General features: G+C 63.1%; 18 protein-coding genes. 3 read left to right on the forward strand and 15 right to left on the reverse strand.

All coding sequences use genetic code 11. The annotated features are described in order from the left end of the window. Positions 1-202: 202 nt before the first annotated feature. The 10 genes from B4L76_RS23390 to mtnA all read right to left on the reverse strand — a co-directional run bounded on the left by B4L76_RS23390 (position 203) and on the right by mtnA (position 14073). A complete protein-coding gene (locus tag B4L76_RS23390) occupies positions 203-1633 on the reverse strand; it encodes an MBL fold metallo-hydrolase RNA specificity domain-containing protein (RefSeq protein WP_296235440.1) in 1431 nt (476 codons plus the stop codon). A 103-nt stretch (positions 1634-1736) separates the two neighbouring features. Further along, on the reverse strand, positions 1737-2000 hold the full coding sequence (locus tag B4L76_RS23395) for a lipopolysaccharide assembly protein LapA domain-containing protein (protein ID WP_296235441.1): 264 nt from the start codon (positions 1998-2000) through the stop codon (positions 1737-1739). A gap of 19 nt (positions 2001-2019) precedes the next feature. Continuing rightward, positions 2020-2319: an integration host factor subunit beta gene (gene ihfB / locus B4L76_RS23400; protein ID WP_013971456.1), complete on the reverse strand. Its 300-nt coding sequence runs from the start codon at positions 2317-2319 to the stop codon at positions 2020-2022. 342 nt (positions 2320-2661) lie between these two features. Next, on the reverse strand, positions 2662-4338 hold the full coding sequence (rpsA, locus tag B4L76_RS23405) for a 30S ribosomal protein S1 (RefSeq protein ID WP_003252673.1): 1677 nt from the start codon (positions 4336-4338) through the stop codon (positions 2662-2664). A gap of 124 nt (positions 4339-4462) precedes the next feature. Then, complete coding sequence (cmk, locus tag B4L76_RS23410; protein ID WP_296235442.1) at positions 4463-5149, reverse strand: (d)CMP kinase; 687 nt, start codon at positions 5147-5149, stop codon at positions 4463-4465. Then, complete coding sequence (locus tag B4L76_RS23415; protein ID WP_296235455.1) at positions 5146-7353, reverse strand: bifunctional prephenate dehydrogenase/3-phosphoshikimate 1-carboxyvinyltransferase; 2208 nt, start codon at positions 7351-7353, stop codon at positions 5146-5148. The genes cmk and B4L76_RS23415 overlap by 4 nt, the downstream gene beginning before the upstream one ends. A gap of 244 nt (positions 7354-7597) precedes the next feature. Next, positions 7598-8692, reverse strand: a complete 1095-nt coding sequence (pheA, locus tag B4L76_RS23420) for a prephenate dehydratase (protein WP_013971453.1) — start codon at positions 8690-8692, stop codon at positions 7598-7600. Then, positions 8692-9777, reverse strand: coding sequence for a 3-phosphoserine/phosphohydroxythreonine transaminase (gene serC, locus B4L76_RS23425; RefSeq protein WP_296235443.1), 1086 nt, complete (start codon positions 9775-9777; stop codon positions 8692-8694). Before serC ends, pheA begins: the two co-directional genes overlap by 1 nt. Positions 9778-9872: 95 nt before the next feature. Further along, positions 9873-12638, reverse strand: a complete 2766-nt coding sequence (gene gyrA, locus B4L76_RS23430; RefSeq protein ID WP_296235444.1) for a DNA gyrase subunit A — start codon at positions 12636-12638, stop codon at positions 9873-9875. A 358-nt stretch (positions 12639-12996) separates the two neighbouring features. Continuing rightward, entirely contained in the window at positions 12997-14073 is a 1077-nt protein-coding gene (gene mtnA, locus B4L76_RS23435) for an S-methyl-5-thioribose-1-phosphate isomerase (protein ID WP_296235445.1), read from the reverse strand. A gap of 110 nt (positions 14074-14183) precedes the next feature. Here mtnA and ubiG point away from each other — a divergent pair, with 110 nt between their 5' ends. The 3 genes from ubiG to B4L76_RS23450 all read left to right on the forward strand — a co-directional run bounded on the left by ubiG (position 14184) and on the right by B4L76_RS23450 (position 16367). Next, entirely contained in the window at positions 14184-14882 is a 699-nt protein-coding gene (ubiG, locus tag B4L76_RS23440) for a bifunctional 2-polyprenyl-6-hydroxyphenol methylase/3-demethylubiquinol 3-O-methyltransferase UbiG (RefSeq protein WP_296235446.1), read from the forward strand. Positions 14883-14884: 2 nt separating this feature from the next. Then, complete coding sequence (gene mupP / locus B4L76_RS23445) at positions 14885-15556, forward strand: N-acetylmuramic acid 6-phosphate phosphatase MupP (protein ID WP_296235447.1); 672 nt, start codon at positions 14885-14887, stop codon at positions 15554-15556. Positions 15557-15626: 70 nt separating this feature from the next. After that, positions 15627-16367: a YciK family oxidoreductase gene (locus tag B4L76_RS23450; protein ID WP_296235448.1), complete on the forward strand. Its 741-nt coding sequence runs from the start codon at positions 15627-15629 to the stop codon at positions 16365-16367. Between the two features lie 113 nt (positions 16368-16480). Here the strand turns inward: B4L76_RS23450 and B4L76_RS23455 are convergent, their stop codons facing one another. The 5 genes from B4L76_RS23455 to B4L76_RS23475 all read right to left on the reverse strand — a co-directional run bounded on the left by B4L76_RS23455 (position 16481) and on the right by B4L76_RS23475 (position 23264). Further along, on the reverse strand, positions 16481-17266 hold the full coding sequence (locus tag B4L76_RS23455) for a TenA family transcriptional regulator (RefSeq protein ID WP_296235449.1): 786 nt from the start codon (positions 17264-17266) through the stop codon (positions 16481-16483). Positions 17267-17296: 30 nt separating this feature from the next. Then, positions 17297-19753 (reverse strand): EAL domain-containing protein, encoded by a 2457-nt coding sequence (locus B4L76_RS23460; protein WP_296235450.1) that lies wholly within the window; start codon positions 19751-19753, stop codon positions 17297-17299. A 118-nt stretch (positions 19754-19871) separates the two neighbouring features. Beyond that, on the reverse strand, positions 19872-21704 hold the full coding sequence (locus B4L76_RS23465) for an ABC transporter ATP-binding protein (protein WP_296235451.1): 1833 nt from the start codon (positions 21702-21704) through the stop codon (positions 19872-19874). Next, the gene (locus B4L76_RS23470; protein WP_296235456.1) at positions 21697-22329 is read right to left on the reverse strand and encodes a DsbA family protein; all 633 of its coding nucleotides are present in this window, start codon (positions 22327-22329) and stop codon (positions 21697-21699) included. Before B4L76_RS23470 ends, B4L76_RS23465 begins: the two co-directional genes overlap by 8 nt. A 2-nt stretch (positions 22330-22331) precedes the next feature. Continuing rightward, complete coding sequence (locus tag B4L76_RS23475) at positions 22332-23264, reverse strand: rhodanese-related sulfurtransferase (protein ID WP_225776762.1); 933 nt, start codon at positions 23262-23264, stop codon at positions 22332-22334. Positions 23265-23423 lie beyond the last annotated feature (159 nt).

Here is a 23423-nt window from a genome sequence, read left to right on the forward strand (position 1 = left end):
TGCTATGTTTTGTCGTATCCGCTGTGACGCGGTCATCAAACTACTATCCTGCGCGACTCGCATCAAGCCCCGGCCAGGCATCCTTGGTAAGTCAGTGCCTTCATCGGGCAAGTTCCTCGACCGCTCGAAAAAAAGTTGCCACCCATCGGATGGATCGGCATGCGCGGCTGCTGCGCCTGTTACGCGCATTACAGCATCTGCACTATGGCACGCTGACCGTGACCTTACGGCCCTGCTGACTGAACGCCGTCTCGATAGCCCTGCGCAACGCAACCTTGGCACCGGCGTCGCCGTGGACCAGCACCACAAGCCCGGCGGGTTCTTTACCTCGCGAAGCAAAAGCGAGCAATCCTGCCTGATCGGCGTGCCCTGAATAACCACCCAATGTAAGTACTTTGGCGCGAATCTCATACATCTGCCCATCCAGGTCAATCTGCACAAACCCTTCCGCCCCTTCACTGGCCTGTATCACCGCACCTGGCGTGCCCTTGGCCTGGTAGCCGACGAACATCACCTCATGCCGTGGATCCCCCAGCATGGCCTTGAGGTAATTGACGATGCGCCCACCCGAGCACATGCCATTGCCAGCAATCACGATCGCCGGCCGCCCGGTGCTCTTCAGGTAATTGACAACCTGCTGATGGCGGGCGTGGGAGTCCACGCTGACAAGCTGGCTGAAACCGAGCGGGTCGCGCCCATCGGCAAGACGCACCCGTGCTCCGGCATTCCAGTAGTCGTGCAGCTCCCGGTATACAGCGGTAATGCGCTGGGCCAGGGGTGAATCCAGAATGATAGGCAACTGCGACCAGTCGAGCGGTTCGCCATAGGGGGTCGGGCCGGCTTTGTTCAGCAAGGCTTTGCGGTGAAGAATGCCCTCGAGCTCGTACAGCAGCTCCTGGGTGCGGCCGAGGCTGAAGGCCGGAATGAGCAGCGTGCCCTGGTCTGCAAGGGCGCGGTCGATGGCAGCTTCCAGCCGCTGCTCGCGATCGCCCGCAGGCGGGTGCAGGCGGTCACCGTAGGTGCTTTCCAGCACAAGCACGTCGGCCCGTTCCGGGGGTTGCACGGGACGCAGCAAGGGGTTGCCGCAAGCCCCCAAGTCACCGGAGAACACGTAGCGGGTGCTGATTTGTTCATACTGCATGTCGCATTCGACATAGGCCGAACCGAGCAGATGGCCAGCGCGCTGCAGGCGGATGCGGCAGGTGACGTCGGGGCACTCGACCAGGGTATGCCACCGCTGGAAAGGCAGGGGCACAATCAGGTCGTGGATGAATTCCAGATACTTCGCTACATGGGCGGGCTCACTGCTGATACTCAGCTTGTAGGCATCCTCCAGCACCAGTGGCAGCAGCCGGGCGGACGGCTCGCTGCACAGGATCGGGCCACGGTAGCCCGCAGCCAGCAATGCCGGAATGCGACCTACGTGGTCAAGATGCACATGAGTTATGATCAGGGCCTGGATACCCTGCACGTCGAAGCCCAGCGGCGCCGATGCTGCGCCTGGCGCGGCATCGGCGCCCTGCTCCAGTCCGCAATCGATCAGCAGGCTGCTGGACGGGGCGAGGTGTAGTTGATGGCAGGAGCCGGTGACGCCGCGAACACCACCGTGATGTGAAAGGAACGGATACTCCATGCTGCGCACACTCGTCTGGGCCGAAAAATGTAGTCCGCTATTACTCCATGACGGTTGGCGCTAGCATAGGTGATACTTTCCTAAACTAATGTAGGAAATGCCTTTAGTTACCGTTCAATGCCGCCTGGCGGGCAGAAGCCTTGATCTTGCGCTTGCTGCGCTGCACGCTGTAGGCCCCCAGCAGCGGGCCGACTGCAAGGCCGATGACCAGAGCGGCCAGGACCAGCACGGCGACCGGCATGGCCGGGGCTGCCCAACCGAACAGGACCAACGAGACGGTTTGCTGGTTCTCCAGCACGAAGAACAGCACCACAGCCGCCAACAGCAGCACGAACACCGCCGCCAGGGCGCGCTTGAGGTTACGCATCAGATTGCTCCTTGTGGAATCAGGTGTGGGCCTCATGCTCTTCTTCATTGACCCGGTCGCGCAATTCTTTGCCGGGCTTGAAGTGCGGCACGAACTTGCCTTCGAGGCTGACCGATTGGCCGGTCTTTGGGTTACGACCGACACGCGGTGCACGATAGTGCAGAGAGAAGCTGCCAAAACCGCGGATTTCGATACGATCACCGGTGGCAAGGCATTGTGACATCTGTTCAAGCATGGTCTTGATGGCCAACTCCACGTCCTTGGACGAGAGCAGCCCCTGATGGGTGACAATACGTTCGATCAGCTCCGACTTCGTCATATTTTTCCCTTCGTTATCAAGCAGCTAGATCATTGCTTAACCAGTTTGTAGCACGCTGGGAAGGATTTGAACAGGGTGGTTCTTGACTTAATAAAAAAATTCAAGATTGAAGTTTTGTCGGAATGGTCTAGCTGGCGGGGCTTGGCGGGGTGGGGTTTTGGCTGGTTAGCGCTCGGCGCACGAGAGGTGGCGCTTGGGAGATCGCCTGCTGCGCGGGCGGCGCTCGGCCTCACAGGCGTACCCCCCTTACGAGGAACACCTCCTGCCCCTCCAAACTACCCAGTAGAAGCGCAAAAAAAAGGGTGGCCCGAAGGCCACCCTTTTTTACCGATCAAACAGAACTCAGTTCTGCTTGGCCATTGCTTCGCGCAGCAGCGCAGCCATGGTGGTGTCGGCAGCCGCTTCCGGAGCGTTTTTCAGGCTCTGGATGGCTTCGCGCTCTTCAGCATCGTCCTTCGACTTGATGGACAGGCTGATAACGCGGGACTTGCGGTCAACGCTGATGATCTTGGCTTCGATCTCTTCGCCTTCCTTCAGGACGTTACGCGCGTCTTCAACGCGGTCACGGCTGATTTCGGAAGCTTTCAGAGTAGCTTCGATGTCGTCGGCCAGAGTGACGATGGCGCCTTTGGCGTCAACTTCTTTCACGATGCCCTTGACGATAGCGCCCTTGTCATTGACAGCAACGAAGTTGGAGAACGGATCGTCTTCCAGCTGCTTGATGCCCAGGGAGATGCGCTCGCGCTCTGGGTCGACCGACAGGATGACGGTTTCCAGCTCGTCGCCCTTCTTGAAACGACGTACGGCTTCTTCGCCGGTTTCGTTCCAGGAAATGTCGGACAGGTGAACCAGGCCGTCGATGCCGCCGTCCAGGCCGATGAAGATACCGAAGTCGGTGATCGACTTGATGGTACCGGTGATCTTGTCACCCTTGTTGAACTGGCCGGAGAAGTCTTCCCATGGGTTGGACTTGCACTGCTTGATGCCCAGGGAAATACGACGACGCTCTTCGTCGATGTCCAGAACCATGACTTCCACTTCGTCGCCAACCTGAACGACTTTCGACGGGTGGATGTTCTTGTTGGTCCAGTCCATTTCGGAAACGTGTACCAGACCTTCAACGCCTTCTTCCAGCTCAGCGAAGCAGCCGTAGTCGGTCAGGTTGGTAACGCGAGCCTGTACGCGAGTACCTTCTGGGTAACGGGCAGTGATAGCTACCCACGGATCTTCGCCCATCTGCTTCAGACCCAGCGAAACGCGGTTGCGCTCACGGTCGAACTTCAGAACGCGTACGTCGACTTCGTCGCCAACGTTAACGATTTCCGACGGGTGCTTGATGCGCTTCCAGGCCATGTCGGTGATGTGCAGCAGGCCGTCGATACCGCCCAGGTCCACGAAGGCGCCGTAGTCGGTGAGGTTCTTGACGATACCCTTGACTTGCTGGCCTTCCTGCAGGGTTTCCAGCAGGGCTTCGCGCTCGGCGCTGTTCTCGGCTTCCAGCACGCTGCGACGGGAAACGACAACGTTGTTGCGCTTCTGGTCCAGCTTGATGACCTTGAATTCCAGCTCTTTGCCTTCCAGGTGGGTGGTGTCGCGCACAGGGCGGACATCAACCAGAGAGCCCGGCAGGAACGCACGGATGCCGTTAACGTCGACAGTGAAGCCGCCCTTAACCTTACCGTTGATAACGCCCTTGACCACTTCTTCGGCGGCGAAAGCTGCTTCCAGAACAATCCAGCACTCGGCGCGCTTGGCTTTTTCACGGGACAGCTTGGTTTCGCCAAAGCCGTCTTCGACCGCGTCCAGCGCAACGTGAACTTCGTCACCGACCTTGATGGTCAGCTCGCCAGCTTCGTTGTAGAACTGCTCGAGCGGGATGACGCCCTCGGACTTCAGGCCAGCGTGTACGGTAACCCAGTCGCCGTCGATGTCGACAACGATACCGGTGATGATCGCACCCGGCTGAAGATTGAGGGTTTTCAGGCTTTCTTCAAAGAGTTCTGCAAAGCTTTCGCTCATTTTAATTCCTGTAGATTCGGGCGAAACAAACGCCCCTCGCCACATTCCAGACAATGTGGGTCTGTTTTAAGTAAAGGAAAGCGGGCAGGACGTTGACTGGTGCCCCTGCCTGCTTTCCTGGCTATCAGAGCAGGTCGCGCAGGGCGAGCTCACTCTTGATACGTTGCAACACCTGCTCGATGGACAACTCGGTAGAGTCCAACTGAATGGCATCGGCCGCTGGTTTCAGCGGGGCCACTGCACGTTGGGTGTCACGTTCATCACGTGCACGAATCTCATCCAGCAGACTCGACAGACTAACATCTTCACCTTTGCCCTTCAACTGCAGATAACGGCGGCGTGCGCGCTCCTCTGCACTGGCGGTGAGGAACACCTTCAACGGCGCGTCCGGGAACACCACGGTGCCCATGTCCCGACCGTCGGCGATCAGCCCGGGCAGTTCGCGGAACGCACGCTGGCGCTCCAGCAGCGCTTCACGCACCGCAGGCAGCGAGGCAACCATCGAGGCACCGGCGCCGACGGTTTCGGTACGGATGACCTGGCTGACATCCTCGCCTTCGAGGATGGTTTGCTGAAGCTTACCGGGCTGGGCGGCAATGAACTGCACATCCAGATGGGCGGCAAGCTTGGTCAGCAGCTCTTCGTTGGTCAGGTCGACGCCGTGGTTGCTGGCGTTGAACGCCAGCAAGCGGTACAAAGCGCCGGAGTCCAGCAGCTTCCAGCCCAGCTCGCGGGCCAGCAGGCCGGCAACGGTGCCCTTGCCGGAGCCGCTGGGCCCGTCGATGGTGATGACCGGCGCCAGGGTACTCACGACTTGCCCTCTTCCGCCACGCGGATGCCCACCTCGGCGCACAGTGCCAGGAAGTTGGGGAATGAAGTGGCGACGTTGGCGCAGTCGTGAATGCGGATCGGCGCGCTGGCGCGCAGCGAAGCCACGCTGAAGGCCATGGCGATGCGGTGGTCACCGTGGCCATGCACCTCGCCACCGCCCAGCTGGCCGCCGTCGATGATGATGCCGTCCGGGGTCGGCTGGCACTTGATGCCCAGGGTGGTCAGGCCGTCGGCCATGACCTGGATACGGTCGGACTCCTTCACCCGCAGCTCTTCGGCACCACGCAGCACGGTACGCCCTTCGGCGCAGGCCGCGGCGACGAACAGCACCGGGAACTCGTCGATAGCCAGCGGCACCAGCTCTTCGGGGATGTCGATGCCCTTCAGGCGGGCGCCACGCACCCGCAGGTCGGCCACTGGCTCACCACCGACTTCACGCTGGTTTTCCAGGGTGATGTCGCCGCCCATCAGGCGCAGGATGTCGATCACGCCGGTACGGGTCGGGTTGATGCCGACGTGCTCCAGCACCAGCTCGGAGCCTTCGGCGATGGACGCAGCCACCAGGAAGAAGGCTGCCGAGGAAATGTCGGCCGGCACTTCGATACGGGTAGCGGTGAGTTTGCCGCCGGACTGCAGCGAGGCCACCGGGCCGTTGCTTTCGACGCTGTAACCGAAGCCGCGCAGCATCCGCTCGGTGTGGTCACGGGTAGGCGCGGGCTCGGTGACAGTGGTCTTGCCTTCGGCATACAGCCCGGCCAGCAGCAGGCAGGATTTGACCTGGGCACTGGCCATCGGCAGCGTGTAGGTCAGCGCCTTGAGCTTGTGACCACCGCGGATGGTCAGCGGCGGGCGGCCGTCAGGGCCGGTCTCGACCACGGCTCCCATTTCGCGCAGCGGGTTGGCCACACGGTTCATCGGGCGCTTGGACAGCGAAGCGTCGCCGGTCATGGTCACATCGAACGGCTGGCCGGCCAGCAGGCCCGACAGCAGGCGCATCGAGGTCCCCGAGTTGCCCACGTACAGCGGCCCGGGCGGCGGCTTGAGGCCGTGCAGGCCAACGCCGTGAATGGTCACGCGGCCGTGGTTGGGGCCTTCGATGACCACACCCATGTCGCGGAAAGCCTGCAAGGTCGCCAGCGCGTCTTCACCTTCGAGGAAACCTTCGACCTCGGTGGTGCCTTCGGCCAGCGAGCCGAGCATGATCGAGCGGTGGGAAATCGACTTGTCGCCCGGTACGCGGATTCGCCCGGACAGGCGGCCACCCGGTTGGGCCAGGAAAATCAGATCGTTGGCGTTCATAGCGTCCACATAGGCCCGGCGGGCCAGGATTTTACTGAAATGCTCGCGGGCTACCCGAGCGCGGGTGAATACACCCAGCAGCTGGTGCCCGTCCCCTTCAGCGATCGCGTCGCGCAAGGCGTCGAGATCGCTGCGATATGTATCAAGCGTGCGCAGGACAGCATCGCGATTGGCGAGGAAGATGTCGTGCCACATGGTCGGGTCACTGCCGGCGATTCTCGTGAAATCGCGGAAGCCTCCCGCAGCGTACCGGAAGATCTCGAGGTTTTCATTGCGCCTGGCCAGCGAATCGACCAGGCCGAAGGCCAGCAGGTGTGGCAGATGGCTGGTGGCGGCCAGCACTTCGTCGTGGCGCTCGACCGACATGTGTTCCACGTCGGCCTCCAGCGCGCGCCACAGGCGGTCGACCAGGGCCAGGGCGGCCGGGTCGGTTTCCGCCAGCGGCGTGAGGATGACCTTGTGCCGACGGAACAGGGCGGCGTTGGACGCTTCTACCCCGCTCTGCTCGGAACCGGCGATCGGGTGGCCGGGGACGAAGCGCGACAGGCGCTGGCCGAATACCGAGCGCGCCTCACGCACGACGTTGCCCTTGGCACTGCCGACGTCGGTGATGATGGCGTTGCCGAGGTCGAGCCGGGCCAGACGCGCCAGGACCTTTTCCATGGCCAGGATCGGTACGGCCAACTGAATGACATCGGCACCGACACAGGCGGTGGCCAGGTCTTCCTCGCAGCGGTCGACCACGCCCAGGGCCACAGCCTGCTTGCGCGAGGGGGCGTCCAGGTCGACCCCGACCACTTCGCGGCACAGGCCGCTTTCACGCAGGCCCCTGGCGAACGAGCCACCGATCAGGCCGAGGCCGACCACGACCAGGCGGTTGATGATTGGCGCGGGTTTGGTTGTTACTGCTTTTACCACTGGTGCGAACCCTGTTCAGAAATCTAGGCAGCCTGTGAGGGCCATTGGGGCTGCTGTGCAACCCATCGCGGCACAAGGCCGCTCCTACAGCGACAGTGCGAACCTGTAGATAGCCACTGCGCACGAACCACACAACGGCAGCGCTTGCGCGGTATCTGTAGGAGCGGCCTTGCGCCGCGATGGGGGGCGAAGCGCCCCCAACCATCTCAAATCAAAGCACCGCCTTCGGATACGAGCCCAGCACCTTCAGCGCCACAGCCTCCTGGCTGATCTGCTCGAGCACTGCCTTGATCAGCGGGTCACGGTGGTGGCCGACGAAGTCGATGAAGAACACGTAGGTCCACTTGCCACTGCGCGACGGACGGGTCTCGATACGGGTCAGGTCGATACCGTTCTGGTGGAACGGTACCAGCAACTCGTGCAAGGCACCCGGTTTGTTGCTCATCGACACGATGATCGAAGTCTTGTCGTCGCCGGTCGGCGGCACTTCCTGGTTGCCGATCATCAGGAAGCGCGTGGAGTTGTCCGGGCGGTCTTCGATCTTTTCGGCCAGACGGGTCAGGCCATACAGGTTGGCCGCCATGTCGCCGGCGATCGCCGCCGAGTTCCACTCGCCCTTGACCCGCTTGGCCGCCTCGGCATTGCTCGACACAGCCACGCGCTCCACGTTCGGGTAGTGCGCGTCCAGCCACTTGCGGCACTGGGCCAGCGACTGGGCGTGGGAGTAGATGCGGGTGATGCTGTCGGTCTTGGTGTTCTCGCCCACCAGCAGGTGGTGGTGGATCCGCAGCTCGACTTCGCCACAGATCACCATGTCGTGCTCGAGGAAGCTGTCCAGGGTATGGCTGACTGCGCCCTCGGTGGAGTTTTCCACCGGTACCACGCCAAAATTGACGGCACCGGCCGCCACTTCGCGGAATACTTCGTCGATGGCCGCCATCGGCCGGCTGATCACCGCGTGGCCGAAGTGCTTCATCGCCGCGGCCTGGGTGAAGGTGCCTTCAGGGCCCAGATAGGCGATTTTCAGCGGTTCTTCCAGGGCCAGGCACGACGACATGATCTCGCGGAACAGCCGCGCCATCTCTTCGTTGTCCAGCGGGCCCTTGTTGCGCTCCATCACGCGCTTGAGCACGGCGGCTTCACGCTCGGGGCGGTAGAACACCGGTTTTTCGCCTTCGGCCAGCGAGGCAGTCTTGACCTTGGCCACTTCCTGGGCGCAACGGGCACGTTCGCTGATCAGCTCGAGGATCTTCTCGTCGAGGCTGTCAATGCGAACGCGCAGCGCCTTCAGTTCGTGCTCGGACATCAGCCGTGCTCCTTCTCGAATTCGGCCATGTAGGCCACCAGGGCTTCCACCGCCTCGAGGCCCAGGGCGTTGTAGATGGAGGCGCGCATGCCGCCGACCGAACGGTGGCCCTTGAGGTTGAGCAGGCCACGGGCATCGGCGCCCGCGAGGAAGGCCTTGTCCAGGCGCTCGTCAGCCAGGCGGAACGGCACGTTCATCCACGACCTGGCGTTGTGGCTGATCGGGTTGGTATAGAACGCGCTGCTGTCGATGAAGCCGTACAGGCGGTCTTTCTTGGCTCGGTTGCGCTGCTCCATGGCCTCGACGCCACCCTGCTCCTTCAGCCATTCGAAGACCAGGCCGGAGAGGTACCAGGAGTAGGTAGCCGGGGTGTTGTACATCGAGCCGTTGTCGGCCGCGATCTTGTAGTCGAGCATGGTCGGGCAGCTGCTGCGGGCGTGCCCCAGCAGGTCTTCGCGCACGATCACCACGACCAGGCCGCTTGGGCCGATGTTTTTCTGCGCGCCAGCGTAGATCAGGCCGTACTGCGACACATCGATCGGGCGCGAGAGGATGTCGGAGGACATGTCGACCACCAGCGGTACATCACCGGTCTCGGGCACCCAGTCGAACTGCAGGCCACCGATGGTCTCGTTGGACGCATAGTGCACGTACGCCGCGTTCCTGGTCAGCTTCCACTCGTTCTGGCCCGGTATGGCCAGGTAGTCGTATGGCTTGGCGCTGGCGGCGACGTTGACATTGCCGAAGCGGCGCGCTTCCTCGATGGCCTTTTTCGACCAGATGCCGGTCTCGATGTAGTCGGCGGTGCCGTTTTCCGGCAGCAGGTTCAGCGGGATTTCGGCGAACTGCTGGCTGGCGCCGCCCTGCAGGAACAGCACCTTGTAGTTGGAGGGGACGGACAGCAGGTCACACAGGTCCTGCTCGGCCTTTTCGGCGATGGCCACGTAGTCGTCGCTGCGATGGCTCATTTCCATCACCGACAAGCCCTTGCCATGCCAATCCAGCATCTCGGCCTGCGCACGCTGCAGAACAGCGTCAGGAAGCGCAGCAGGGCCTGCGCAGAAGTTAAAGGCTCGTTTGCTCACATCCACTCTCGCTCTGCCAAATAGAACAAAATCTTTCCTGCTTTCATCAGGCAAACGGGGCGACCTTGGTCGCCCCGTTCGGGTTTAACGCTTGCTTACTCCTGCGGGGCCTCTTCAGCGCCAGCGGTTTCGTCGTTGTCTGGCGCTTCAGCCACGACGCCCTCCTCGTCCGTCTCGATCACATCATCGAGTTCGTCTTCGGACGGTTCCTGGATACGCTCCAGGCCTACGAGTGTCTCGTCATTGGCCAGCTTGATCAAGGTCACGCCCTGGGTGTTACGGCCCAGGCTGGAGACTTCGCCAACGCGGGTCCGCACCAGGGTGCCCTGGTCGGAGATCAGCATGATCTCCTCGCCTTCCTGCACCTGGATGGCGCCGATCAGCAGGCCGTTGCGCCCTTTGGTACCCATGGCGATCACACCCTGGCCACCACGGCCGCGACGCGGGAACTTGGACAGCGGGGTGCGCTTGCCAAAGCCACGCTCGGAGGCGGTGAGGATCTGCGCGCCGGACTCCGGGATCAGCATGGAGATGATCCGCTGGCCCTTGCCCAGCTTCATGCCCCGCACGCCACGGGCATTACGGCCCATTTCGCGCACCACGCTTTCCGCGAAGCGGATCACCTTGCCGGCGTCGGAGAACATCATGACTTCCTTGGCGCCGTCGGTGATGGCCGCAGCGATCAGGGTGTCACCTTCCTTCAGCTTCAGGGCGATCAGGCCATTGGAGCGCGGACGGGCGAACTGCACCAGCGGGGTCTTTTTCACGGTACCCGAAGCGGTGGCCATGAAGATGTAGGCGCCGGTCGGCTCGGCAACCCACTCAGGGGTGTCGCCGTCTTCTTCGTCGACTTCCTCGGCCTCGACCACTTCGCCTTCGAGCACGGTGTCTTCCGCGTCCTCCAGCTCTTCGTCAGCGCCAGCGCTCTGCTGCAGGGCCTCGAGGTCGATCTGCAGCATGGCGGTGATACGTTCACCCTCCTCCAGCGGCAGCAGGTTGACCATTGGGCGGCCGCGAGCGGCGCGGGAGGCTTCAGGAATGTCGTAGGTCTTCAGCCAGTACACCTTGCCCTTGCTGGAGAACAGCAACAGGGTGGCATGGCTGTTGGCGACCAGCAGGTGCTCGACGTAGTCCTCGTCCTTCACCCCGGTGGCCGACTTGCCTTTGCCGCCACGGCGCTGGGCCTGGTAGGCGGACAGCGGCTGGGTCTTGGCGTAGCCGCCATGGGAGATGGTCACCACGCGCTCTTCTTCCGGGATCATGTCGCCGTAGTTGAGGTCGTGGCGCGCATCGAGGATTTCGGTGCGGCGGGCATCGCCGTATTCGGCGCGGATCGCCTCCAGCTCTTCGCGGATCACTTCCATCAGGCGCTCGGCGCTGCTGAGGATGCGGATCAGTTCGCCGATCTGCTCGAGGATTTCCTGGTATTCGGCCAGCAGCTTCTCGTGCTCCAGGCCGGTCAGGCGGTGCAGACGCAGGTCGAGAATGGCCTGGGCCTGCTCCGGCGACAGGTAATACTTGCCTTCACGCAGGCCGTATTGCTCGGGCAGGTCCTCGGGGCGGCAGGAATCGGCGCCGGCGCGCTCGACCATGACCTGCACGGCACTCGACTCCCAGGCGGTGGACACCAGGGCTTCCTTGGCTTCGGACGGGGTCGGCGAGGCCTTGATCAGGGCAATGACCGGGTCGATGTTGGACAGCGCGACCGCCTGGCCTTCAAGGATATGGCCGCGCTCGCGGGCCTTGCGCAACTCGAACACGGTACGGCGGGTCACCACTTCGCGACGGTGACGGACGAACGCTTCGAGCAGGTCCTTGAGGTTGAGCAGGCGCGGACGGCCATCGACCAGGGCGACGACGTTGATGCCGAACACGCTCTGCAGCTGGGTCTGCGAATACAGGTTGTTGAGCACCACCTCCGGCACCTCGCCGCGACGCAGCTCGATGACGATGCGCATGCCGTCCTTGTCCGACTCGTCGCGCAGCTCGGTGATACCTTCGATCTTCTTCTCTTTGACCAGCTCGGCGATCTTCTCGATCAGGCGCGCCTTGTTCAGCTGGTACGGCAGCTCGGTAACCACGATCTGCTGACGGCCGCCGGCCTTGTCGATGTCCTCGATTTCGGAACGGGCGCGCATGTAGATGCGGCCACGCCCGGTGCGGTAGGCCTCGATGATGCCCTGGCGGCCATTGATCAGGCCGGCGGTCGGGAAGTCCGGGCCGGGGATGTGCTGCATCAGCTCATCGATGGTGACATCCGGGTTGTCGATGAGCGCCAGGCAGCCGTCGATGACCTCGCCGAGGTTGTGCGGCGGAATGTTGGTCGCCATGCCCACGGCGATACCGCTGGAACCGTTGACCAGCAGGTTGGGAATACGGGTCGGCATGACCGCCGGGATCTGTTCGGTGCCGTCATAGTTGGGCACCCAGTCGACGGTTTCCTTGTGCAGGTCGGCCAGCAGTTCGTGGGCCAGCTTGGCCATGCGCACTTCGGTGTATCGCATGGCCGCAGCATTGTCGCCGTCCACCGAACCGAAGTTGCCCTGACCGTCGACCAGCAGGTAGCGCAGCGAGAACGGCTGGGCCATACGCACGATGGTGTCGTAGACCGCGGTGTCGCCGTGCGGGTGATACTTACCGATCACGTCACCGACCACACGGGCGGATTTCTTGTACGGCTTGTTCCAGTCGTTGCCCAGTTCGCTCATCGCATAGAGGACGCGACGATGCACGGGCTTCAAGCCGTCACGCGCATCGGGCAGCGCCCGCCCGACAATCACGCTCATCGCGTAGTCGAGGTAGGACTGTCTCAGTTCGTCTTCGATATTGACCGGGAGGATTTCTTTGGCCAGTTCGCCCATGAGAAGCCTGATTCCTTTTTCTGGTGAAACTTCGCAGCTCCATCAAGGGCCGAACGAAGCTCGCCGCCGCAGCGCATAAGGGTGCGACGACTTACGACAAATCAATGAGTTGTGCCATGGATCTGCGCAATGAAGGCCGCCGTGATGGACGGTCCTGGAAACTGCCGGATGTTATCACAAAGGCGGGGGCGGTGGGGAGATGTGGCAGGCGGCCGCGAAGCGCTTTGAATCCGGAAATTTTACCGCCTGTGCCGGCCTCTTCGCGGGTAAGCCCGCTCCCACAGGTACGCTCAGGCCTTGTGCCATCCCTGTGGGAGCGGGTTTGACCGCGAAGAGGCCGGCACAGGCGCTACGAATATCAGTGAAGGCGCTTGCGGCACAGCAACTGCGCCAGCTTGGCGGTATCCGGCCGCTCGACGATGCCTCGCTCGGTCACGATCACGTCGATCAGGTCCGCCGGGGTCACGTCGAACACCGGGTTGAATACCTCGACATCCGCTGCGACCCGGGTGCCGCCAATGTCCAGCAGCTCGTCGGCCGCGCGCTCTTCCAGGGGGATGTCTTCGCCCGTGGCCAGGTTGAAGTCGATGCTGGTGCTCGGCGCCACCACCATGAAGCGCACCCCGTGATGCATGGCGCTGACCGCCAGCTGGTAGGTGCCGATCTTGCCCGCCATGTCGCCATTGGCGGCCACGCAGTCAGCACCCACCACCACCCAGGTGATGCCCTTGGTCTTCATCAGATGAGCCAGCGCCGAGTCGGCGCACAGGGTCACCGGGATGCCTTCGTTGGCCAGCTCCCAGGCAGTCAGGCGCGAGCCCAGCAGCCAGGGACGGGTCTCGCCGGCATATACCCGCTCGACCATGCCCTCCAGGTAACCGGCACGGATCACCCCCAGCGCGGTGCCGAAGCCGCCGCTGGCCAGAGCGCCGGCATTGCCGTAGGTAAGCAGGGCCTGGGCGTTGCCCTGGTGGCGGCGGATCAGCTCGATGCCATGCTGGGCCATGGTCAGGTTGGCTTCTCGGTCGCTTTCGTGGATGGCCAGTGCTTCAGCTTCCAGCGCCTCCAGCACATCTTCGTCCAGGCGCAGGCGCTGCAGGCGCTCGCGCATGCGGTTCAGCGCCCAGAACAGGTTGGCGGCGGTGGGGCGCGCCTCAGCCAGCAACAGGAAGTCCTCTTCCAGGTCCATTTCCCAGTCGCCGCCCTGGGCCAGGCGCTCTTCCACGGCCAACACCAGGCCGTAGGCCGCCGCGATGCCGATGGCCGAGGCGCCGCGAACGGCCATGTCACGGATCGCTGTAGCCACCTGCGCGACATTGTCGCAGGCCAGCCAGCGCTCTTCCGACGGCAGCAGGCGCTGGTCGAGCAGGTGCAAGACGCCGCCCTGCCAGCGGATCGCGGTCACCTTCTCCGCCGCCAAAAGTCGCTCGCGCATCGCCTCTCCCCGTCGTTCGGATATCAAAAGCCGGCGATTATAGCGACCCTCGGGGCCGAGCGCTCGGGTATACTCCGGCGCAATTTTGCGAAGTTTCAGAGGACTGTTCAATGAGCAACGTCGACCGCGCCGAAATTGCCAAGTTCGAAGCGCTGGCCCACCGTTGGTGGGACCGCGAAAGCGAGTTCAAGCCGCTGCATGAAATCAACCCGCTGCGCGTCAACTGGATCGACGAGCGCGCCAGCCTGGCTGGCAAGAAAGTGCTGGACGTGGGTTGCGGCGGCGGCATCCTCAGCGAGGCCATGGCCCTGCGCGGCGCCACGGTCACCGGCATCGACATGGGCGAGGCGCCGCTGGCGGTGGCCCAGCTGCACCAGCTGGAGTCGGGTGTGCAGGTGGAATACCGGCAGATCACCGCCGAAGCGCTGGCCGAGGAAATGCCCGAGCAATTCGATGTGGTCACCTGCCTGGAAATGCTCGAGCACGTGCCTGATCCGTCCTCGGTCATCCGCGCCTGCCATCGCATGGTCAAGCCTGGCGGCCAGGTATTCTTCTCCACCATCAACCGCAACCCCAAGGCCTATTTGCTGGCGATCGTCGGCGCAGAGTACATTCTGAAGATGCTGCCGCGCGGCACCCACGACTTCAAGAAGTTCATCCGCCCCTCCGAGCTGGGCGCCTGGAGCCGCGTTGCCGGGCTGCAGGTCAAGGACATCATCGGCCTGACCTACAACCCGCTGACCAAGCACTACAAGCTCAGCAGCGACGTGGACGTCAACTACATGATCCAGACCCTGCGCGAGGAATGAGGATGCGTTTGCAAGCGGTTCTCTTCGACATGGACGGCACCTTGCTCGACACGGCGCCGGACTTCATCGCCATCTGCCAGGCCATGCTCGCCGAGCGCGGCCTGCCGGCCATCGACGACCAGCGCATCCGTGGCGTGATTTCCGGTGGCGCCCGCGCCATGGTTGCCGCCACGTTCGCCATCAGCCCCGAGGCCGAAGGCTTCGAGGCGCTGCGCCTGGAGTTTCTCGAGCGTTACCAACGCAACTGCGCGGTACACAGCAAGCTGTTCGACGGCATGGCCGAGCTGCTGGCCGATATCGAGAAAGGCAACCTGCTGTGGGGGGTGGTCACCAACAAGCCGGTGCGCTTCGCCGAGCCGATCATGCAGCAGCTGGGCCTGGCCGAGCGTTCGGCACTGCTGATCTGCCCGGACCATGTGAAAAACAGCAAGCCCGACCCGGAGCCGCTGATCCTGGCCTGCAAAACCCTGAACCTGGACCCGGCCAGCGTCCTGTTCGTCGGCGACGACCTGCGCGACATCGAGTCCGGCCGCGATGCGGGCACCCGTACGGCGGCGGTGCGCTACGGCTATATTCACCCAGAGGACAACCCCAACAACTGGGGCGCCGACGTGGTGGTGGACCACCCGCTGGAGCTGCGCAAAGTGATCGACAGCGCGCTGTGCGGCTGCTGAACCCCGACTGATGCGCCGGGCGCCGCCCCTTTGGGAGCAGGTCGCCCGCACGAACCCGAAGGACAGGACAATGTTCGACTACACCGCCCGCCCCGACCTGCTGCAAGGCCGGGTGATCCTGGTTACCGGTGCCGGCCGCGGCATCGGCGCCGCCGCCGCCAAGGCCTACGCCGCACTGGGCGCTACCGTGCTGTTGCTGGGCAAGACCGAGGCCAACCTCAACGAGGTCTACGACCAGATCGAAGCTGCCGGCCACCCGCAACCGGTGGTCATCCCGTTCAACCTGGAAACCGCCCTGCCCCACCAGTACGACGAACTGGCGGTGATGATCGAGGAGCAGTTCGGCCGCCTCGACGGCCTGCTCAACAACGCATCGATCATCGGCCCGCGGACGCCGCTGGAGCAGTTGTCGGGTGACAATTTCATGCGCGTAATGCACATCAACGTCAACGCCACGTTCATGCTTACCAGCACCCTGCTGCCGCTGCTCAAGCTGTCGGAAGACGCTTCGGTGGTATTCACCAGCAGCAGCGTCGGGCGCAAGGGCCGGGCCTACTGGGGCGCTTATGGCGTGTCGAAATTCGCCACCGAGGGCCTGATGCAGACGCTGGCCGACGAACTGGACGGCGTGGCGCCAGTGCGTTCGAACAGCATCAACCCGGGCGCCACGCGCACAGCGATGCGCGCCCAGGCGTACCCCAGCGAGAACCCGCAGAACAACCCACTGCCGGAAGCCATCATGCCGCTGTACCTGTACCTGATGGGGCCGGACAGCAAAGGGGTTAACGGGCAGGCGTTCGACGCCCAGTAGGGCTCGGGATTGCCGGGCTGCCTTGCAGCCATCGCGACACAAGGCCGGTCCTGCAGGGTTCGCCCCCTGCAGGACCGGCCTTGCCGCAATGGCTGCGCAGCGGCCTTCGGGCCTTACCCCGCGACCAACGCCGGGCGCATGCGCCCCTGCTGGCGACCTTCCAGCTGCATGCAGCGCTCCAGGAACAGGTACATGCAGTCATAGCTCTTGCATATCGCCCTGCGCAACTCGGTGCGCAGCCCCAGGGTCGGGTTCTCGCCGGCCAGGGTACAGATGATCTCCAGCGCCTCCCACGGGTGCGCGTCGTCATACTGGGCATGCATCTTCAGCCACTTCATCGCCCGCTTGCGCTCATCCTCCGCAAAGCCCAACGCATAGGTGTCGGTCGAACACACCACCGCCGACCACTCTCCGGTCGCGCCTTCGATCGCGTAGTTGGTCGCCGCCATGGAGATCGCCAGGTTTTCGGTGAAACACACGCGCCAGCACCAGTCGTTCAGGCCATTCAGCTCGGGCGGTACGTTCTGTGCCTGCAATTCATGCAAGTGCACGCCATGCGCCTGGGCCCAGCTTACCCAATAGTCGGCATGGTTGAGTTCGACGCGGATATTGCGCATCAACCAGCGCCGCGCCATATCCTCACCCTGATGCCGGCCATAGCGGGTCTTGGTCAGGTTGTGCGCCATGTACAGCGAAAACTGCTCCACCACCGGCCAACCACCGATCAGGTACTGACGAATGGTCGATTGCTTCAGCTGACCATCACGCAACCGCGCGTAGAACTCGTGTTCCACGACCCGGCGCTTGCTTTCGCGGCAATCCTCAATCAGTTGCTGGGCCCATTGAGGGTAGCTGGCAGGGTCCATCAGAGGGCCGATACGAACGAATGCATCAATCACTTTGAGCTCCTTGATCCTTGCGATCACTAGCTAACGAAACGTGCCAGGTGCCCGCTGCAACAGAGGCCGGGTGGCGATCCGTTGGCGCTGCAGACTGTCACAGGTGAACACCTGGGGGCGTTCAATCAGGTAGCCCTGGGCGTAATCAACGCCAATCTCCTGCAAGGCCTGCTCGATCAAGGGTGTTTCGACGAACTCGGCAATGGTACGCTTGCCCATTACATGACCGATGTGATTGATGACCTCGACCATTGCCCGGTTGACCGGGTCGTCGAGCATGTCCTTGACGAAACTCCCGTCGATCTTCAGGTAATCCACGGGCAAATGCTTGAGGTAGGCGAACGATGACATGCCAGCGCAGAAGTCATCGAGCGAGAAGCGACAGCCCAGCCCCTTCAATTCGTTGATGAAGCGGATGGCACTGCCGAGGTTGGCAATCGCACTGGTTTCGGTGATTTCGAAGCAGATCATCCGCGGCGGGATGGCATATTCGACGAACAGCCGCTGCAGGTATTCGAGGAATTTGTCGTCGCCGATGCTCGACCCCGACAAGTTGATCGCACAGATCGACAGCGGCCCTTCCCGCTCCTGGTCCAGGCACTGGCGGATGACCAGGAACACATTGCGCACTACCCAACGATCCAGCGCAGTCATCAGGCCATAGCGTTCGGCCGCCGGGATGAAGCTGTTGGGCAGGATGGTGCGACCGCTTTCGTCGTGCAGGCGCAACAGGATTTCGATGTGGCCCGGCCCTTCGAAGCTTTTCAGCGGGGCGATTTCCTGGGCGTACAGGCAGAAGCGGTTTTCTTCCAGCGCCACATGCAAACGCTGGATCCAGGCCATTTCGCCAAAGCGCATGGACAGCTCGCTGTCGTCGGCATGGTACACCTGCACCCGGTTGCGGCCCTTCTCCTTGGCCATGTAGCAGGCCATGTCGGCCGCGCGCAGCGAGGCCTCCAGAGTACCGGGGGCCTGGGCCATGTGCACCAGGCCGATGCTGACGGTGGTGACGAACGGCCGGCCCTTCCAGACGAAGTGCAGGCTCTGCACCAACTGGCGCAACTGCTCGGCAATCCGTTCAGCCTGGTCGGGCGGGCAACTTTCCAGCAGCACGCCGAATTCGTCACCGCCCAGGCGGGCCAGGGTGTCGCCTTCACGCAAACCAGACTGCAGCACGGCACAGATGTGCCGCAGCAATTCATCGCCAGCGGCATGCCCACAGGTGTCGTTGACCAGTTTGAACTGGTCGAGGTCGAGGAACATCAGCGAATGCCGCCCGGCCTGGCGCGCCAGATCATTGAGCGCCTGCTCCAGACGGTATTCGAACTCGCGACGGTTGGCCAGCCCGGTCAGGGCGTCGTGGGTGGCCTGCCAGGACAGGTTGGCGATGTACTGGCGTTCCTGGGTCATGTCATGCAGCACCAGCACGATGCCGCTGACCTGGCCGTCATTGACGATGGGCGAACCGACCAGGTTGATCGACACGGTACTGCCGTCGAGGCGCTGGATCAGCCGGGCATGCTCGGCGCCGCCCTTGAGGCTGCCGCTGAGTACCTGCTCGACCAGGCTGCGGCCATCCTCTGCGGCCTGCTCGTCCACCAAACTGAACAATGCCGACAACGGCAGGCCCTGGGCCTGGGCCGCCTGCCAGTGGGTCAGTTGTTCGGCGGCAGGGTTCATGTAGCCGATACTGCCTTCCACATCAGCGGTGATCACTGCGTCGCCGATGGCCTGCAAGGTAATTTGCGCGCGCTCTTTTTCTACCTGCAGGGCACTGGCAAAGGCCTCGCGCTGGGCCAGCAGCTTGCTGGAGCGGCGCCAGGCAATGGCAATCAGAAACAGTGCGGTCACCAGGTTGGTGATCAGCAGCACCCGCAACACCATGCGCGAGCCTTCGCCCAGGGCATCGCTGAATGCCTTGGCAGCCGGGGTCACGCCCTCGTTGATGGTGACGATGCGCGCCTTCCATTCGCTGACCGTACGCGCGTCTACCGGGCCAGCGGCAAACCCGCTGCGCATTTCGACGGCAAGCAGGTCCAGCCTGGCCAGGTAGTCGTCGCCGATATTCCAATAGTCAACCGCCGTCTGCATGTAGCTGAGGTTGCGAAAGTTGCGATAGAACCAGATGATCCGCTCGACATCGTCGGGATGGTTGCCGCCTTGCAGCACGGCCTGGCGCGCGGCGTCCAGGTCGGGAACGGGCTGGTCGAGCAGCTCGCGCACGCGCTGGTCGCCCTGGGGTACGGTGATCGCCTGGCGATAGCGCTGGTAGGTACTGTCGTCGCGGGTCTCAGCGTACAGGTCGAGGTAATAGATGGCGTCTTTCTGCGCCTTGGACCACAGGCTTTCACCCGCGACATAGGCGCGCACGGCCGATAGCGCATAGAAACTGACGCTGCCCAGGGCCACCTGGAAGACCACAACGGCGATGAAGGGCCAGGTGATGCCGAGCAGCTTTGGCGCTTCTAGAGTGCGATGTCCCTTCATGGAGTCCCTGTCACAGAGCAGATAAGGCGCAGATCAACCCAGACAAGCACAGCGTAGGCCATATGCCATCGCTGTGGTGGGGTTTTTCATGACAGAAGATCGACGAATTTGTATAAGTTCAACTTTGTTGCAGGTGCCCATAAAGCTTGGCATACAACCCACCTTCTGCAATCAGCTGCTGGTGGTCTCCATCCTCTGCCACGTGCCCGCCATCGAACACCAGCACCCGGTCGGCCTGCTTCACTGCCGACAGGCGGTGGGCGATGATCAAGGTGGTGCGGCCGCTGAGAAAACGCGCCAGGGCCTGGTGCAGGTTGTACTCGGTGGCGGCATCCAGGGCCGAGGTCGCTTCGTCGAGGATCACCACCTTGGGCTCGGCCAGCACCATGCGGGCAATCGCCAGGCGCTGACGCTGGCCACCGGACAAACGCACGCCGGAGCGCCCCACCACGCTGTCCAGGCCCTGCGGCAAGGCGGCGATAGTGGCATCCAACTGGGCGATGTGCAGCGCCTGCCAGCACGCCTCGTCACTGCAATCGCGGCCCATGGTCAGGTTGGCGCGCACGCTGTCGTTGAACAACGACGGGTGCTGCAACACCACCGCAACGTTTTCGCGCAGGGTTTCAAGGCCGATTTCCTGCAAGCTGGCACCGCCGAAGCGGATGGTGCCGGCCTGGGCGCTATAAAGGCCCAGCAACAGTTGCACCAGGGTGCTCTTGCCACCGCCACTGGCGCCGACAATCGCTACCTTCTCGCCCGCAGCAATGGACAGGTCGAGGTGCTCGAGGACCGGCTCTTCGGCATAGGCAAAGCGCAGGTCACGCACTTCGATGCCGACCGTCTGGCGGCCGGCGAACGGGTCGCTGGCGGCCGCGTACTGCGGCTCGTCGGCACGCGCCAGCAGCTCGTTGAGACGGCTGAGCGCAGCGCCGGCGGCATAGTAGGCATATTGCAGGTTGAGCAGTTGCTCTACCGGGCCGATCATGAACCACAGGTAGCTGAACACCGCCAGCATCTGGCCGATCGAGAGGTCGGAGAACAGCACGGTGAGCATCGCTGCGGCGCGAAAGATATCGATACCGAACTGGAACAGCAGGCCACTGGCGCGGCTACTGGCGTCGCTTTTCCATTGCGAGTCAACGGCATAGTCGCGCACTTCGCGGGCGCGCAGGCCGAGGCGCCCGAGGAAATAGCCCTGGCGGTTGCCGGCACGGATTTCCTGGATGGCATCGAGGGTTTCCGCCAGCGCCTGGGTGAACCGTGCGGTACTGTCGTTCTCGAGCTTTTTCAGGTGCTTGACGCGTTTGCCCAATTGCACGGTGAAATAGATGACCAGTGGGTTGAACAGCAGGATCAGCAAGGCCAGCTGCCAGTGCATCCAGATCAGGATGGCCGCGGTGCCGGTCAGGGTCAGCATGGCCACCAGGAAGCGGCTGAGGGTTTCGCCGACGAACTTGTCGAGGGTGTCCAGGTCGGTGACCAGGTGGGTGGTCACCGTGCCGCTGCCGAGGCTTTCGTACTCTTTCAGCGATATGCGCTTCAGCCGCTCGATAAGGCGAACGCGCAGGCGGTAGACGATGTCCTTGGCCAAGCCGGCAAACAACCTGGCCTGGGTCACGTTGAACGCCAGGGCGGCAAGGCGCAGGCACAGGGTCAGCAACAACATCAGGCCAATGTAGCCGGCTGCCACCTGCCAGCTGGACGGCAGCAGGTGGTTCATCCACTTCAGCGCGGCATCGCCCTGGCCCAGCAGCACTTCGTCCACCAGCAGCGGCAGCAGCAACGGGATGGGCACGCTGCAGCAGGCTGCCAGCACGGCGATGAGGTTGGCGGACCAGAGGTTCTTCTTGTGATGCAGGGCCAGGCGGCGGATTTCCGCCCAGCTCAGCCTGTCAGCCGCAGTGCTGGGCTTGCCCGGCACCGGGTCGGGTGAGCCGGGCAGATCAAGCACAGGCGGCCTGCTGCAGCCAACGGCCGAGCAAAGGTTGCAGGTGCTCCAGCGGCTGGTAGCCGTTGGTCAGCAAGGCGAGTTGGCCGTTGCGCTCGGCCAGCAAGGTCGGGAAGCCGGCGATGCCGAGGTCCTGTGCCCAGGCGAAATCGGCCGCCGTGGCGGAGCGGGTATCAGCACGGGCAAAGGCTTCGGCGAACACGGCTCGGTCGAAGCCCGCCTGCTCGGCCAGCTCTACCAGCTGCGGCGCAGTGGTCACATCCCTGCCCTGCTCGTAGAAGGCGCGCTGGATCGACGCCAGCAGCGGCCAGACACGTTCGGCATCCAGCTCGCGGGCAGTGACCAGGGCCCGGCAGGCCGGCTCGGTGTCATAGACGAAGCCGTCGGGCATGGCCCCTTCGAAGCGGAACGGCTGGCCAGTGGCTTCGGCCACCGCCTGCCAATGCTCGAGAATGTACTTGCGGGTGGCGCTGTCCAGGGGGCTGCCACCGGTGCGCAAGCCGCCAGTGACCAGACGAGTGGGCACGCCGGCTTCACGCGCCTGAGCGATCAGGGCCTCGGCCACGGGTGCGAAGCCCCAGCACCAGGAGCACATCGGGTCCATCACATAGATCAGGCGCGCGGACATCATCAAGCCTCGGCTTTGTAGTTGTAACCGATCGGGTGCGGCAGGTTGCGGGCCTTGGCCAGCTCGATCTGCTTCTGCCGGTCGATGGCGCTACGCCGGGTCTTCTCGCTCAGGGTGTCCCAGCAATGCGGGCAGCTGACCCCTGGCGAATAGTGCTCGGACGCGCGCTCCTCTGCATTGATCGGATGGCGGCAGGCGTGACACTGGTCGTATTCGCCCTCGCTCAGGTCATGGCGCACCGTGACCCGGTTGTCGAAGACGAAGCAGTCGCCGTCCCACAGGCTTTCTTCCTGAGGTACTTCCTCGAAGTATTTCAGGATGCCGCCCTTAAGATGATAGACCGCCTCGAAGCCTTCACCGAGCATGTAGCTGGAGGCTTTTTCGCAACGGATGCCACCGGTGCAGAACATGGCAACCTTCTTGTGCTTGCTGGGGTCGAAGTTGGCCTTGATGTAGTCGGGGAACTCGCGGAAGGTCTCGGTCTTGGGATCGATGGCGCCCTTGAAGGTGCCGATGGCCACTTCGTAATCGTTGCGGGTGTCGATCAGCAGCACTTCCGGGTCGCTGATCAGCGCGTTCCAGTCCTTGGGCTCGACGTAGGTGCCGACGGCCTTGTTGGGGTCCACGCCGGGTACACCGAGGGTGACGATCTCTTTCTTGAGCTTGACCTTGGTACGGTAGAACGGCTGTTCGTCGCAGTACGATTCCTTGTGGTCGACATCGGCCAGGCGCGGGTCGTTGCGCAGCCAGGCCAGCAGGCCGTCGATGCCTTCGCGGGTGGCCGAGACAGTGCCGTTGATGCCCTCGTGGGCCAGCAGCAGGGTGCCTTTGACGTTGTTGTCGAGCATGGTCTTGAGCAGCGGTTCACGCAGCTCGACGTAGTCTTCCAGGGTGACGAACTTGTACAACGCCGCGACGACGATGGGTTGGGACATGACGCAGAATCTCCAGGTGGTTGCCCTCGTAAGGGGCGGACCGGGTTTGACAGTGTGACAAAAAAGCAGGGGCCGCCTTGCGCCCCATTCGCGGCACAAGGCCGCTCCTACAGGGGAATGCACCAGCCGACGGGCTGCGCTATCCCAGGTCGAGCGGCC

Source organism: Pseudomonas sp. UBA4617 (genome assembly GCF_002386445.1).
GTDB lineage: Bacteria > Pseudomonadota > Gammaproteobacteria > Pseudomonadales > Pseudomonadaceae > Aquipseudomonas.